The following is a 14,586-nucleotide window of genomic DNA, read 5'->3' as shown; positions in this document are numbered from 1 at the left end:
GCTATCGGCCAAGAATCAGCGGAAAAATGGACCGCGCAGACCGATTTGCAGCCCGGCCAACCAGAGTCCGACAGGCTGCTAGAGTTGCGCCCGCGACTGCCTTCTGGGGGTCTCGCGTCTGTCCCGCTCGCGCTGGATGGACCTTCCGTCCACGAGCACGACATGACGACTGATCCGACGCCTGAGTCCACCCCAGAACCCGCGCAGACGCCTGCGCGCAAGCGCGACCCTGAGTTCTGGATTGCCATCGGTGCGCTGCTGATCAGCGGTCTCGCGATGCTGTCGTCGCTGATGCAGGTCAGCATGCAGCGCAATCAGGAGCGCGCCATGGTCTGGCCGCACGTCAGCGCGCGGCCCGGTTTCTCGGCCAAGGGCTACGAATTCACCGCGCGCAACAAGGGCCTCGGGCCGGCGCTGGTGCGCGACGTGGCCATCCTGGTTGATGGGCAGCGCGTTGCCGGATGGATCGAGGCGCTGGATGTGCTGGTCGGCAAGAACCACGGCTACAGCTGGGATCGCATCAGCGCCAACGATCTGCAGGACACGGTGCTCGCCGCCAACGAGTCTTCGCGGCTGTTCGCTGTGGACTGGGATGATCGCCTGCGGCGGGCGCTGCCGGGAGACGATCGACTGGAGGTGCGGATCTGCTACTGCTCCTTCCTGCGCGAGTGCTGGATCAGTCGCGCCGGCGTCGATCACGAACAGATCGACGAATGCCCCGCGCCGCCCGCGGTCGATGCTGCGGCGGCATCGCGAATCGAATCGCCGGCACCACCACCGGCGGGGACGGACGCCTCGTCGTCAAGCGCGTCACCGCAGGCGCCGCCGGACGCGCCGCAAGGGCCTGGCCGCTAGCCGCCGCGACGCCGGCCCTGCTGCGGCGGCGAGAGGCTGCGCGCGCTGCGGCGTACGGTGCATCGCGCTTCGCCCAGGCGCCGCGCAGCGCTAGCCGTGGGATGCGCCATACTCTGCGCCCGTGCGCGCCGGTCGCGCTTCAGGGGGCACTGCTGTATGCGTTTACCCAACATCGCTCTGGCCGCGGCGCTGCTGGCGTCCGCTTCGCTGTGGACCTCGGACGCGCGCGCTGAGGGGTTTCAGGTGCAGGCCCCGCAGGTGGAGTCGCGCGTGCTGGCCGCCGAGGCGGCGCGCCTGCGTCGCATGGGGCTGCTGGAGGACGCGGTGGCCGCGCTCAATGCGCAGCTGCGGCTGCCGCGCCCGGTATCGGTGCGCCTGATCGAGTGCGGTGAGTCGAACGCCTACTACGATCCCGAGGCGGTCGAGATCCAGATGTGCCTGGAGCTGATGGAGGACATGGCCGGCGTGCTCGATGGGCAGTTCGAGGATGCGTCGATCGAGTCCGATGCGCTGACCGGGGCCTGGATGGGCACCTTGCTGCACGAGGTCGGGCACGCCCTGGTGCATGTGCTGGACTTGCCCATCACCGGCCGCGAGGAAGACGTGGTCGATCAGCTGTCCGCCTGGATGCTGATCAGCGCGGGCGATGCCGATGCCGTGCTGGGCTATGCGGCGACCTACTACACGGAGAGCGGCGAGGTGGGCGCCGCCGATTTCGCCGGCGTGCATGCGCTGAACGAACAGCGCTACTTCAATCTTCTGTGCTGGGCCTACGGCAGTGATCCGGAAGCCGCCGAAGAGCTGACGGCCTCGTGGGAGCTGCCCGTCGAGCGCGCCGAACTGTGTGCCGACGAGTATGCGCAGATGGACCGCGCCTGGACGCGCCTGTTGGCACCGCACCTCAAGCAGCCGATGTCCGAACTGGCGCTGTCGCGTCCGGGCGTGGTCGGAATCCTGTTCGCCGAAGGCAGCGAGGAGGCCGACTCCGAGGCGTCCACGCTGGGCTCGGCGATGGCGGAGTCGACCCAGGCCGAGGGCAAGGGCTACGGTGATTCAGCGGAGTCGGAGGCTCATGCCGAGAGTTCGCCCAGCGGGCTGGGCAAGCTGCAGAAAATCAACGACCACGTGCCGCGAGGCGACGAGGGCGGAGACGCGCGGCGCGGAATCAACTCGCGGGGCGACCGGCACTGACGGGTTTCGGGTAGGCCGCGGGATCGGCCCGGTGCGGCATCGAAGCCGAAAGGTGCCTGCCCGTGCGCGCCCCAGGCAGGTAAACCGGGCAGCACATCGCGGGCCTGCGCTCAGGCCGCTGCCTGCGTTGTGGGCAGCGCTACTTGCGCCCGTCGCCGCTGCCAGAACTCGGACTTCGGCCAGCGCTGCTGCTGTGCGTACAGCGCGTGCTGCAGGCCGAGCTGAAGGGAGAACTCTCGCTGCAGCAGCTGCGCGTAGCGAGTCATCGCAGCCTCGCTGCAGCCATCGGCCAAGGCGGACGCTGCCTGACAACCCTGCTGCAGTGCTCGGTGCAGGCCGCGCGCGCAGATCGGATCCAGGCTGAAGGCCGCATCCCCTGCAGCCAGCCAGCCAGGGCCGGTGCAGGCTTCGAGTCGTGAGGTCGCGGCCAGACTCAGCTGAAGCGGTAGGCACGGCGAAGCGGACTGCAGCCGTGGACCGAGCTCGCGGGTGCAGCGCAGGGCCTGCAGCCAGCGATTCGGTTGGTCCAGCTGCAGCGCCCGCATCACGCCGAGATCGGTCGCCAGCATCACGATGAGCCTGTCCCCGGGCAGGCGGGCGGCATACCACCAGCCGTAGGCCGTGGCTTCAATCAGGCTTTGCGCTGGGAACGCCGCAGGCGCGGACTCGAAGCGAACATGCAGACAGAGCAGCTCATCCAGCATGTGCCGCTCAACGCCGATTCGAGTGGCGAACGGCGCGGCAAGCCCAGCGGCATCCACGACCCAGTCGACGTGGTGGCTGCGCTCGCCCTCCGGCGTGCGGAAGCCGAGGCGGTAGCCGCCGCCGGGCGCGGCCTGCGCCGCCTGCAGGCGATGCTGGCGATGCAGTCTGCCGCCGCGTTGGATCGCCTGTAGCGCGAGCCAGCGTTCGAAGCCCGCCCGATCCAGATGCCAGCCCGGGCCGTGCGGGCAGCTCAGGTAATCGAAGTGGCCCAGCGCAGCCTCTTGCCAGGCGGCGGCGCTGCCGGGGCAGGGCGCGTGCCCCTGACGCAGAAAGTCTTCGAACACACCCAGCTGCTGCAGCAGCGGGGCGGCATCTGGCGACAGACTCTCGCCGATGCGCGCGCGCGCGTGGCTGCCCGCCTCGAAGAGGTGGACCTCGTGCCCGCTCTGCGCCGCCAGCGCCAAGGCCGTGGCGCAGCCCGCAGGGCCAGCACCGATGATCGCGATCCGCTGCATCGCTTCAGTTCGGGCTGGGCGTCAGCCCGTTGATCGGCCACGGCTCCAGCTCGGAGTTCTCGTCGCCCAGCAGGCTCTGCACCTCCAGATACCAGTCGTCCTGAAACTTGCCCTCGACGTCGTCGATCTGCGTGGCCTGCAGTACGGTTCCCACTTTCGGCCAGTGATGCACGAAGTCGATGTACTGCTGGAAGCGGCCCTGACTGGCAGGATCCGGCGAGCCCGTGCCGGGGCCGCGCACCGAATAGCGCTGTCGATCGAGGCGGCCGCCCTTGGCATCGTCGGCGGTGTACACCGCCACCGGCCGCTGTGCCGGCCACGACCAGTAGAGCGTGGTCTGCGCCGGCTGTGTGTTGTCTGCCGGGTTCGGCGCGGTTTCATGGGTGCCGCAGCTGTTGTAGTCGGTGTGCCAGGGAATCGACATGAACTTGCTGCCATCGCCGGGCTCGACCGCGTCCTGGCTGAAGGGGATCCAGCCGCTCGACAGCACGGGGCGCGTCGGATCGACCTTTGCATAGTCCAGGCGCGCCGCGCGCACCCGGAACGGTCCGCAGCCACTGCGCCAGTCCTCGCGATAGAACTCGGGCTGCCGAACGATGAAGGTCATGTCGATGCCGGGGCTGAAGCGTCCGCCGAGGCAGTTGATGAGCACATCGCGATCCAGACGCTCGCCGGCGCCCAGCGGCCGTGGCTCGGGCTGATAGCGCTTGCCGTCCCACTGCTGCAGGAGGAAGTACTGGGTCAGCGACGGCGACAGGAAGGATTTGCCGTTGTCGCCCAAGGACAGGGGCATGAACGGCGCCCCCTGGTAGTTCTGCTGATCGAGGTTCGGATTGCGAATGAAGGCCAGCCCTGCCAGCACGGTGTCAGCCGGGTCATCGCTCGCGCGGATGCGCCCGACCGCGTCGTGGGCTGCGATCGCGAACTTCGGCAGGTTGGTGTTCCAGCGCTGCACGGAAGCCGCGACGAAGAAGGGCTGGATCTGGTCGGGAAAGCTCGGGCGATAGTCCCGCTGGAAGCGGCCATCGCGGTACAGGGCGGGTTCGAGATCGAGGCTGCGCACCCAGCTGTCGTAGATGTCATCCCACAGGGAAACCGCATTCTGCGTCTGCGGCGCGAAGGCGGGGTCGGTGACGTTGACCCAGGCCGAGTGCACGTCGAGGCAGCGGCCATCCGCGAGCTGCACCCACGCATGCACCGGGCCATCCGAGCAATCGTCGAACCAGTCGTCATTGTCGACCGCGCCCTCGAGCGGCGGCAGCGCGCCATCGGGCTGCAGGATCGCACTGGTGCGCCCATAGCCACCGGCGACAATCAGTCGACCCTTGGCATCGGTATGCAGCTCGCCCAGGGTGTCGATCACGCCCCAGGGCTCGTAGAGCTGGAAGTGATCCGTTGGGAACGACTTCGGATAGCTCGCGATCTCGCGAATCTCCTTGCAGGCCGGGTCATACCAGCCTGCCGGCGTGTCGCGATCGAAGGCGATGCTCTTTCCCCTTGCGGCGGCGAGCGCGCGCGGGCCCGGATCAACGACCAGGGTTCGCAGGCGATCGATCGAGTCCGGATTGATGCCTCGCGCCAAGTTCCGCAGGGGCGGACGTGCGCCGTCCTCGTAGCCGCGGATCAGCAGATCGCGGTCGCCCACATCGGGGTTCTCAAGCACGTAGTGGTTCGCCTTCTTGTTGGCGAGATGGACCTGCCAGACGATGTCCACCACCACGCTGCCGGCGAACGCATCGCCGATGCACAGCTCGCGCGGCGCCGGCGCCGGGTAGCGGGCGGCTTCGCTGCTGCCGTTGTTGAACGGGTAGGCGAAGATGCGGAAGCGCTGCGCGGTGCGCACCAGACGGCCATCACCGTCGCGCAGCTCCGAGCTGCGGATGGGCTCTCCGGTCTGCGCATTGATGGGAATACCGCCGGTGTAGCGCTTGCCCTCGATGGGCATCGCCGCTGCGGTTTCGGGGGCCAGATAGAACTCGGGGCTGTTGCCCACGCGCGAGAATCCGATGGCCGGATGGATGCGCAGGCAGGGCGTGGATTCGGACATGGAGAACCTCGCGGATGCAGTGGCCGGGGATGCAGCGGATCGGAGCAGCGTCTAGCAGCTGGTTGAAAAACTCCCTTCCGGGGAGCTTTTCAAGTCGGCGGTCCGGCGCAGGTCCGTACCGCCTCACGACAAACCAATCGCTTACGCGCTTGCTTCGTGGTTCCGGCCCTCCCTGGCCGGATACGCGCTTGTTTCGTGGTTCCGGCCATCCCTGGCCGGACTGGCAGGTGTTTTTCAACAGCCTGCTAGCCAAAGCGCGGCACTGCGCCGTGCTTCCAGCAGTTCAGGATGTTGCCGCCCAGGCGCGCCATGTTCGGCCCGAAGTCGGCGGGTGGACGGCCGTTGAAGAGTTCCACCATGTCGCGCCGGAACTGCTGGAAGTGGCGCGCCAGGATGGCCTGCGCCCGCGCGCCTTCCGAACCCGGTGGCGGCGTGGCAACCCCCTCGTAGCACTCGGGTCGGCGCTGCAGGCTCTTGATCAGCTCGAACTTGGCGAAGTGATCCATGGGCGTGTTGAAGCCATCGGCGGTGTTGCGAAACTCGGTGGGAACGGTGTTGCTGCGCCGCACGCCTTCGCCCTGATCCGTGATCGCCCGGATCAGCAGGATCACCTGCTCCAGCCCGTCGACGCCGGCGCTGTCCACCACCTGGCCGGGGAAGCTTCGATAGAAGTTCTGGAAGACATCGATCTGGTTGTGGTTGGGGCGGATCGCTTCCACATGCTGGGTGGCGCCGAACAGCACGGCCCGATAGAACTCGCCGATGGTGCTGTACTCGCTGACGTCCTGCCTCAGCTTCGGTGGCTCATCCACGTCCACTTCGGGGTACTCGATCAGGCACATCGCGTTGATGCGCAGTTCGTCCAGCGGCCCGATCTCTGCGCTGTAGGGCGAGAAGCTCAGGCTGGGGTCGAGTGGGTCGCGACCGATTTCGCCGGCAGTGAACTGCAGATGCGGCACGGTCTGGCCAACGTACTCGGGCTGGATGAAGGCGTGCTCCAGATCGATCGTGGCGCCGAAGGCATTGGCGACATTGCAGGCCAGCTGGATGTGCAGCATCTCCTGATACACGACCGACTGGACCAGCTTGTAGACGTCGCTGGTGGGATCCTTGATCGAGTACATCGACGACATATAGAACGGCACCGTCCAGTACTCGAGCTGGATGGCGAACTGCAGGTGCTCGCGCAGGTGGGCGAGCGTCCATTGCGTGGAGTCGTGCTTGCTCATCGGCTGGTGTCCGAGTCAATGGCCGCGAACGGCCGGGCGGATGCGGTGGGCGCTGGCAGGCTGTTGAGAAACAGCCTGCCAGCCTGGCCAGGGATGGCCGGGACGACGAAGCAAGCGCGTAAGCGATGGCTTCGTCGTGAGGCGGTACGGACCTGCGCCGGACCGCCGCCTTGAAACGCTCCCCGGAAGGGAGTACTTCAACGAGCTGCTGGCTGCGGCGAGGCAGCGGGCGACACGCGGAGCGGCGTTCAGCGACTGACGTACTCCGGCTGGGTCACGCCCTTGGCGACCGGGAGCCGGAGGCTCTGCAGAAAATCAAGCAGCGCCTGCTGATCGGTCGGCGACAGCGCGGCGAACTTCGCTGCGGCGGGCGCCGCCTCGCTGCCTTCTGCGCCGTGCAGTCGGATGGCGTCTTCGAGGGTGCGGGCTCGACCATCGTGCAGGTACGGATCGGTGTCGTTGATACCCCACAGCACGCGGGTCACGTAGTAGCCCGGCTGCGCGGCATAGCCCGGGCTGTCGACCGGCTGCGGATAGTCGTCCGACAGGCGCTTGCCCATGTAGTGCAGCTTGAGATCGCTGAAGAGGGGCACCTCGACTCGGCGATCCGGTCCGGCCGGCAGCCGTGGCCACACGTAGGCGGGAGCGTTGCCCATCGCGACGCCGCTCAGACTCAGGTCGATCTGGTAGTTCTTCGAGGCCAGCGCGACCACGCCGTCAGTATGCAGGTGGGGTTCGAGCGCGGCGTAGGCGGCTTCGGGCGACGCGTCTTCAGAGAGCTTGGCAACCGGGGCCTTGGCTTCGGCGGCATCGAGATAGGCTTGGATCTCCGCAAGCCCGAGGTGCGCGTCCTCTGCGACCGGGTTGATCAGGCTGGAGACTTCCGCCGGGCAGGGCGTGCCGGGCGGCACTTCCGCGGGCGTCATGATCGTCAGCGTCGGATTGACGATGGTCATGCTGGCGCGATGGCAGTCGGTGCACCCGATCTTGTCGAGCAGGGCGCGACCGCGCTGCACCGACGCCTCCTTGCCCGGGGCGATCTCCTGCACCGGCGGGCGGAACATCGTGACGTAGGACGCCAGCGCGCTGACGTTGCCCACCGTCACCTCGTCGATCTGGCCATCCAGATCGCAGTCCTGGCGACCGACCTTTTCCACGGCCTGAACGCTGAAGTGGAAGTCGAGCGCATCGCGAGCGAAGTGGCGCACCGTCGAGCTGATGCCGCCCCACTGAAACGGGCGGATGATTAGGTCGCCCTGTACGCCCACCACCTTGCTGAGATCGTCGGTGCATTCGCCGGCGCTGGTGCAGCTCGCGCTGAACACACCGAAATCGACGCCCTTGCTCTGCAGCGGGATCGCCACCGGTTTGCCGGGGCTGCGCTTGGCCAGTGCGCGCGCCAGCCCGGCGCGCGCCGCCAGCTCGGTGCTCATTTCGGTGGCCAGTCGCTGGGTGTAGCCGGTGCCGAACACGTGCGGTGGGTTGCGCGCGAACTTGGTCAGCACCGAGTTCGGCTGTCCGAGGTACTCGGGAAACAGATCGTTGATGAAGGCTGTGCTGGCAGCTCCCGCCGGCCCCCCCTGGGCCCCTGGACGACGCACGTAAGCGGCGGTCGCGGCATCCGGCGGGTTCTCTTTGCCGATCGTGTTGTGGCACTCGAAGCAGCTCTGCGAATCGATGCCGTTGACGCGCAGGAAGGGCCAGGCGTCCTGGTCATCGGTCACGCCGCGCGGATTCCAGGTCTTGCGCTGCAGAGAGCGCGGCCCGTTCCGACCTTCGCCGTGTCCGTTCGCCACTTCGAACGGGTTGTTGAACAGGTTCTGGCCGGCTTCCAGCACGACCTTGAGCGGGTAGCCTCCCGCAAGCAGCTTGGCCTGATCGATGTCCGGCTCGCGCTGTGGCGTGGGCGTGCCTGCAGGAGGCTGCGCGACGTACAGGCTCGGATTGATCAGCCGTATGCCGTGCGGCCCAGTGGTCGCAGGCGCGGCGGCAGGCTCGCCGGCGGCGAGAGCATCGCTGCCGAGGAGAACGCACAGAAGCATCGCAAGGTGGCGCGCAATCATGACTTCCCCCTGGGTCTGGCCTGGATAGAGCGGAGAGCGGTCGTCGCAGGGCCGTTGGGAACCCGGAAGGTCCTTCAACCGCAGCGCAGCGACCTCCGTCCCCGCGATCCGAAGATGCGATCCAGTTCGCAGATTGCGCAAGCGCGATTTCGCGCGCGTCGCGGATTTCGCAGCGTTGGCGCATTCGAGGCCTGAACGATTCCGCGCCTGCCGTCTGCGCCCGTCGATCTCGAAAAAATCAAGCGAAATCAGCCTGCTGGGCGCTGATGCTGAGGGCGCGCGCGAAGCGGTTTCCAGCGCCGCGACGGCGCTCGGCCATCCTGTTGGATCTGGCAGGCTGTCAGACGAGGTGTGAGCGCTGTCACAAACGGCCGAGAGGGCAAAACTGCGCAAAACCAGCCGTGGGATCGCCCCGCAGACGCCCCCGGAGAAGCCTGGATCGGCACACGAAACCAGGCCGAGACGCGCGCTTTGGTCGGGCCGTTCGGGCGGTGACCCCGGGGGAGATCTCTCAGAGACACGGTTCGCGAGGGGCCAGCGGACCCCAGAAACGCATCAGGCCACCGCGAGGGTGGCCTGATGACGTCATCGATTTGGTGGGCGGTGCAGGGATCGAACCTGCGACCCTTGCCGTGTGAACGCGATTCATGGGGGTTGTGGATCAAGGGCTTGCGATCTAAGTCGTTGATATAAAACAAAGCGAAGAATCGCGAAGCGTCGCGACGTGTTATGTTTTGCAGAACAGGTGCAGAACAGGCCCCAACATGCCCACCGTCTCGCGCTTCAACCTGACCCTCGCCAAAGTCGAGCGAGCTGTTCCCGAAAACAAGCCGTACTGGCTGCGCGACAGCCAGACCGTGGGCCTTGCGCTCCGGGTCAATCCGACCGGCCGGAAGGCGTGGTATGTCCACTATGGCCGCGGTCTCGCGCAGACCTTGGGCACCTGGCCGGGCATCACCTTGGACGCCGCCCGCGCGCAAGCACGCTTGATGCTCGCGGAAATTGAAGAGCTGGGCGCACCGCGCAGCGTCGTGGAGGCGGAGCAAGCGCGGCTGGCGGCCCTGCAGCCCGGCGCGTTGACGCTCGGCGCCTTCATCGCCAAGCACTACGCGCCATGGGTGCGGGTGAACCGGAAGTCGGGCGAGCTTACCGCGCAGCGGCTTGAGTCGGCCTTCTCTGATCTACTCGACAAGCCCTTGGGCGAGATCGACGCGGCTGCAATCGACGCATGGAAGACGGCCCGCAAGCGCGCCCGCCGCACCCCTGCGACGATCAATCGCGACCTCGCCGCGCTCAAGGCAGCGTTCGCGATGGCCGTGCGGTGGAAGCTGGCTGAGCGGGTCTTGGGCAAGGATGCGGAGCCCGATCGCGCGCCGATCGAAAAGCGCGTGCGCTTCCTGTCCACCGACGAGCGCGCGCGCTTGCTGCAAGCTCTGGACGCCCGCAACAGCGAGATGATCGAGGCCCGCGCCCGCACTCTGGCCGGGCGTAGACAGCAGCACGCCGACCTGCAGGCGATCCCGGCGGATGGGTTCGCCGATGTGCTCTCGCCGCTTGTGCTGACCGCCCTGAACACCGGCTGCCGGCGTGGCGAGCTGACCGGCTTGCGATGGGCGGATGTGGATCTACGCTTGAGACAGCTCACCGTGCGGGCTGAAACGTCGAAGGGAGCAAAGTCTCGGGTGATCCCCTTGAACGACGTGGCCGTCGACGCTCTCACTCGCTGGCGGCGCCAGAACAGCGCCGACCGTGTGTTTCCGCTGCAGGACCCCAAGAAGGCGTGGGCGGGGCTCTTGGAGCGCGCGCAGATCGAGAGCTTCCGTTTCCACGACTGCCGCCACGACTTCGCCAGTCGTCTGGCCATGGCTGGGGTGCCGCTGGCGGTCATTCGCGATCTGTTGGGGCACGCAACAATCGCAATGACGGAACGATATGCGCACCTGTGCCCGAGCTACGGGGCAGATGCTGTCGCCAAGCTGGTGACGCCGTGAGCATCCTCAAGCCCGCATTCGTTCGCATCGAGGATGCGCCAGAGATGCTTGGCGTTTCCGTCGAGGCTATCCGGCAGGGGTGCATGTCCGACTACCTGCCGGTCTACCTGGACGCGGACGGCCTCAAGGCGATTCCGGAGCCGCCGATGGGAACGTTGGATGAGCCGGTGCGAGTGACCCGACACCAGCGGGGGGATCTGTGGGTTCTGATTGATGAGCATGGGGCGGAGCGTCTGAGGAGCCCGGCTTTTACTCTCCCGCAGTTCTGGCGCGTGTGGAATGACGCAACCACAGAGAGTGTGGATGGTGGCCTCGCCGAGGCCTGTCGAGATGTGTCAATCGCCTGCCCGATTGCGTTCTTGGCTACATCCGATCGCGACTTTGCATGGTTCCCCGCGCAGCGGGCCAGCTTGCTGCAGTCCAAGCGGGTTCGGTTCGTGGATCTGTATGTTCTGGCAGAGGATGTCGCGCCGAAGAACGCAAAGTGCGTTTCTGCTGGGGTGACCTCTGGGGAGTCGAGAAACAGCCTTAAGCGCGCGGCGATGTCATGGATTGACGCAACCTTCCGGAGCTTGCCTGCAAGGCCATGGAGCACACCCTTCGTGCAGAAGATCCAGCGCACAGCCGCTGCGGTTCGGCCGGCGACGGACGTCACTGACTGGCTCGCGAAGTGCGATCCGAAGACTATCCGGAACTACCTGACGGAGCTGGAAGAAGAAAGTAGGAAATGAGCTTCGTTCGTTTCCGCTGCGTTCCCTGAACCTGTCTCCGAGCCGCATCGCTTCGATTCGCGGCCAGTACGGAGGCAGATACATGGAAAAGCTGAAGCTGAGCCGGCAGGAGATTGCCGAGGTGGCCGGCGAGTCGCTGGCCCTGGTAGATGACGCGATCCGCGAAGGGCACCTGAAGACATTCCTCGTGGGCCGCCGCCGCTTCGCCCGGCCTGAGGCTGTGCGGGCGTGGGTGGACTTTCTGGAGAAGCGTAGCAACGCCGGTAGCCCGGTGAGCTACCGGGCTCGCCCGGTCGATCGGGTGGCCGCATGAATCCGGCCGCAGCCCTGCTGCCTGGCAATGTCGCGGCCCGCGTGATGGCCGCCGACATGCTCGCTGCCCAAGCGCAGCGCGTGCTGACGCTCTGGCGCTCCGGCGAGCTTCGCAACGTGCGAAATCCCGAGGAATCGAGCGAATACCGCGCGCTCCGGGCGTCGCTGAGCACGTACGCCACCGCCGTGGCGCGCTGCGGGGGGAATCGCGCATGAAACCGAACGATTTGAGCCCCCGCGAAGCGCAGGCGCAGCTTGATGCCGTCGAAATCGCGCTCGCGCTGCTGAATCAGGCCGGCGCAGCCCTGGAAGTGATCGCCGGCGAGACGAAAGGCGCGGAAGGCGTCGAAACCGCCCACCATCTGGCGATGATGGCCCACAAGACCGTCGAGGACGGCTTGGGCGACCTGTTCGAGCGCCAATTGGCGCTGCGCGATCGAATCCGCGCAGCGAAGGAGGGCCGGGCATGAAAACCCAGACCCCAGACAGCCCTGTGTGGGCCGCTATCGCGCGAATCGACGCCACCACCCTGCACCGCGAGCACCTGCGCGAGATGCAGGCGCTTCTATCGGCCATCTGGCGCGCTGCGCCGGAAGGCTCCGACGTTCGCACGCTCGCGCAGGCCGCCGAACGGCTCGCGATGCATGACATCGAACTGGTAGAGGGCATGGTCAGGCAAGCCGAAGCCTCGCGCGCAGCCGCAGAGCAGCACGCGCGGCGGGAGGCGCACGGATGATGGCCGCTCGCATCTTGGACGGCGCCAGAGACTTCACCCACGCCCTTCGGCGAGCAGCCCGCCACGCAGTCGAACATCGCGCGGTGCCGCACCTGGGCGGGCACCTGTACCGCTTCGCGGATGGCACTGTGGCTTTCATCGGCCGCGAGGATCAAGCGGCCTTCCCCGAGGTCTGCGCCTGCCCGAAGTGGCCGGCAAACGAAGGTGGAGACAGGCCCATATGAAGCCGCTCCAGACGCTGATGCACGCATCACCGACGCCGCTGCGCCTGCAGGCGCTGGGGCCTTCCGACAAGCCCAGCGGCGGCCACCGCGTGGCCCTGCACGGCCCCGGCGAGGATGCCGGGCCGCCGTGCGCCGTCGTCTGGGGCGAAACTGCCGAGGACGCGCATGCGCAAGCCGAACTGCAGGCACATGCCGGCCAGCTGCGCGCGCTCGCCCAGCGGCACGAATTGTTGGCGCATCTGGCATCGAACACCGACCTGTCCAACCCCTACCACCTGCAAAGGCTGCAGGAGCATGCCGCCTACGACTTGCAGACCGTCACGGCTGCCCTGCAGGGAAAGCGGGTCCGGGTGTTTCCACAGTGCGACGGCACACGCCCGGACCGGCCGCAGCTTCCGCCTGTGTACGGCGAGGACGGCGACGCATGATGCCGCCCGACCACGACAGCGGCCAGCCCGAGCATGCGCCCCAAGAGCCGCCACGCGCGGCCCTTGGCGGCGCATCACCCCCGCCCCGCTACGCCACCCCCGAGAGAGCACCGCCGCTACCACCACGCGCAGCCAAGCCCGCCAGCGGGCGCGCACCCGGCAACGTCTCGCAACTGCGCCACCGCCTGGACCCGAAGGAACCTTTCGCCGCAGCCTGCCGCTTCCGGCTGCGCTACGCCGTCGAGGGCGTGCCGGGCCTGCATCACTGGCGCGGCGACTTTCTCGCATGGGCTGGCACGCACTACGACGTGACCAGCGAGGCCACCTATCGCGCCGAGTTCTACCGGGGGCTGCAGGATCAGGGCGACAAACCGAACCGGCGCCACATCGGCGACTTGATCGACGCGCTGCGTTCAGCATGCTTCCTGCCCGAGAGCATCGAGGCGCCCGGCTGGCTGCCGGGCTATGACGGCGCAGACCCTGCCGAGCTTGTCGCAGTATCGAACGGCCTGCTGAACACCCGCACTCGAACACTTGCACCGCCCGAACCGCGCCTGTTCGCAACCAGCGCGCTGCCGGTCGCCTACTACGTCAACGCCCCCGAGCCTATCGAGTGGCTGGGCTTTCTCGGCAGCATCTGGCCGGATGATCCGCAGACCATCGAAGCCCTGCAGGAATGGTTCGGCCTGGTCGCGCTGACCGAGGTCACGCGCTACCAAAAGGCCCTGCTGATCTGCGGCCCCAAGCGCAGCGGAAAGGGCACCATCCTGCGCGTGCTGCGCGAGCTCGCCGGCCCTGCCAACACCGTCGCCCCCACCCTGGGCGAACTGGGCGAACGCTTCGGCCTGCAACCCTTGATCGGAAAGCGGCTTGCCATCGTCTCCGATGCCCGGCTCTCCGGCCGTGCTGACGTGGCAGCCATCGCCGAAGCCATCCTGCGAATCAGCGGCGAGGATGCCGTCACGGTGCAACGGAAGCACCGCGAAGACTGGACCGGCAAGCTGCCGACCCGCTTTGTCATCGCATCGAACGAACTGCCCACGCTGGCCGATGCGAGCGCCGCGCTGTCCTCGCGCTTCATCGTGCTGAGCATGCGCCGCAGCTTCTTCGGTGAGGAAGACCCTGGGCTTACTGACAGGCTGCTGGAGGAACTGCCCGGCATCCTGCTGTGGTCACTGCAAGGCCTGGACAGGCTTAGGGTACGCGGCCGACTGCTGCAGCCCGAGACGGGCCGAGAGCTTGCCATTGCCCTGGAGTCGCTGAGCAGCCCGATAAGCAGCTTCATCGCCGATGAATGCGTGGTTGAGGCATGGGCAAGCATCGAACGCTTGGCGCTGTTCAACGCATGGCGCGAGTGGTGCAACGCTCACGGCGTCAAGGAAGCCGGCACCGAAGCCAACTTCGGGAAGAAGCTGCGCGCCGCGTTGCCCAACCTTGGCAGCAAGCGCGGAGCAAGCGGCGGTAGCCGAGTGCGCATGCATACAGGCATCCGCCTGCGCTCTCTGGCGGACCCGGATTGATGATGCTCGCGCCTGATCCGCTTTCGCCCTCGCCCCGGA

The 14,586-nt window shown here is 67.1% G+C and carries 15 protein-coding genes; 11 read left to right on the top strand and 4 right to left on the bottom strand.

The annotated features are described in order from the left end of the window. The first annotated feature begins 162 nt into the window (after positions 1-162). Both H4O13_07455 and H4O13_07450 read left to right on the top strand, forming a co-directional pair. Positions 163-855: a hypothetical protein gene (locus tag H4O13_07455; protein ID MBE5315223.1), complete on the top strand. Its 693-nt coding sequence runs from the start codon at positions 163-165 to the stop codon at positions 853-855. A gap of 156 nt (positions 856-1,011) precedes the next feature. Then, positions 1,012-2,046 (top strand): hypothetical protein, encoded by a 1,035-nt coding sequence (locus tag H4O13_07450; protein ID MBE5315222.1) that lies wholly within the window; start codon positions 1,012-1,014, stop codon positions 2,044-2,046. 110 nt (positions 2,047-2,156) lie between these two features. Here the strand turns inward: H4O13_07450 and H4O13_07445 are convergent, their stop codons facing one another. The 4 genes from H4O13_07445 to H4O13_07430 all read right to left on the bottom strand — a co-directional run bounded on the left by H4O13_07445 (position 2,157) and on the right by H4O13_07430 (position 8,605). Beyond that, complete coding sequence (locus tag H4O13_07445) at positions 2,157-3,266, bottom strand: tryptophan 7-halogenase (GenBank protein MBE5315221.1); 1,110 nt, start codon at positions 3,264-3,266, stop codon at positions 2,157-2,159. 4 nt (positions 3,267-3,270) lie between these two features. Further along, positions 3,271-5,313: a LodA/GoxA family CTQ-dependent oxidase gene (locus H4O13_07440; protein MBE5315220.1), complete on the bottom strand. Its 2,043-nt coding sequence runs from the start codon at positions 5,311-5,313 to the stop codon at positions 3,271-3,273. Positions 5,314-5,558: 245 nt separating this feature from the next. Next, complete coding sequence (locus tag H4O13_07435) at positions 5,559-6,542, bottom strand: ferritin-like protein (GenBank protein ID MBE5315219.1); 984 nt, start codon at positions 6,540-6,542, stop codon at positions 5,559-5,561. Positions 6,543-6,790: 248 nt separating this feature from the next. Then, a complete protein-coding gene (locus tag H4O13_07430) occupies positions 6,791-8,605 on the bottom strand; it encodes a hypothetical protein (protein ID MBE5315218.1) in 1,815 nt (604 codons plus the stop codon). A 133-nt stretch (positions 8,606-8,738) separates the two neighbouring features. Between H4O13_07430 and H4O13_07425 the strand changes: the two genes are divergently transcribed. The 9 genes from H4O13_07425 (at position 8,739) to H4O13_07385 (ending at position 14,547) form a co-directional block, all read left to right on the top strand. Beyond that, positions 8,739-8,960, top strand: a complete 222-nt coding sequence (locus H4O13_07425) for a hypothetical protein (protein ID MBE5315217.1) — start codon at positions 8,739-8,741, stop codon at positions 8,958-8,960. A 409-nt stretch (positions 8,961-9,369) separates the two neighbouring features. After that, positions 9,370-10,596, top strand: a complete 1,227-nt coding sequence (locus H4O13_07420; GenBank protein MBE5315216.1) for a tyrosine-type recombinase/integrase — start codon at positions 9,370-9,372, stop codon at positions 10,594-10,596. After that, entirely contained in the window at positions 10,593-11,327 is a 735-nt protein-coding gene (locus H4O13_07415; GenBank protein ID MBE5315215.1) for a hypothetical protein, read from the top strand. Before H4O13_07420 ends, H4O13_07415 begins: the two co-directional genes overlap by 4 nt. Before the next feature lie 82 nt (positions 11,328-11,409). Then, positions 11,410-11,640, top strand: a complete 231-nt coding sequence (locus H4O13_07410) for a hypothetical protein (protein ID MBE5315214.1) — start codon at positions 11,410-11,412, stop codon at positions 11,638-11,640. Further along, on the top strand, positions 11,637-11,855 hold the full coding sequence (locus H4O13_07405) for a hypothetical protein (protein ID MBE5315213.1): 219 nt from the start codon (positions 11,637-11,639) through the stop codon (positions 11,853-11,855). Before H4O13_07410 ends, H4O13_07405 begins: the two co-directional genes overlap by 4 nt. Then, positions 11,852-12,109 (top strand): hypothetical protein, encoded by a 258-nt coding sequence (locus H4O13_07400; protein MBE5315212.1) that lies wholly within the window; start codon positions 11,852-11,854, stop codon positions 12,107-12,109. Before H4O13_07405 ends, H4O13_07400 begins: the two co-directional genes overlap by 4 nt. After that, the gene (locus H4O13_07395) at positions 12,106-12,375 is read left to right on the top strand and encodes a hypothetical protein (protein ID MBE5315211.1); all 270 of its coding nucleotides are present in this window, start codon (positions 12,106-12,108) and stop codon (positions 12,373-12,375) included. The genes H4O13_07400 and H4O13_07395 overlap by 4 nt, the downstream gene beginning before the upstream one ends. Positions 12,376-12,595: 220 nt before the next feature. After that, complete coding sequence (locus tag H4O13_07390) at positions 12,596-13,027, top strand: hypothetical protein (protein MBE5315210.1); 432 nt, start codon at positions 12,596-12,598, stop codon at positions 13,025-13,027. Beyond that, the gene (locus H4O13_07385) at positions 13,024-14,547 is read left to right on the top strand and encodes an NTP-binding protein (GenBank protein ID MBE5315209.1); all 1,524 of its coding nucleotides are present in this window, start codon (positions 13,024-13,026) and stop codon (positions 14,545-14,547) included. Before H4O13_07390 ends, H4O13_07385 begins: the two co-directional genes overlap by 4 nt. The last annotated feature ends 39 nt before the right edge of the window (positions 14,548-14,586 follow it).

The sequence above is a fragment of the Lysobacterales bacterium genome, from assembly GCA_014946745.1.
Lineage (GTDB): Bacteria > Pseudomonadota > Gammaproteobacteria > Xanthomonadales > Xanthomonadaceae > Aquimonas.
The sequence above is the reverse complement of the archived record's forward strand: the minus strand, read 5'-3'. Positions and strand labels throughout refer to the sequence as shown.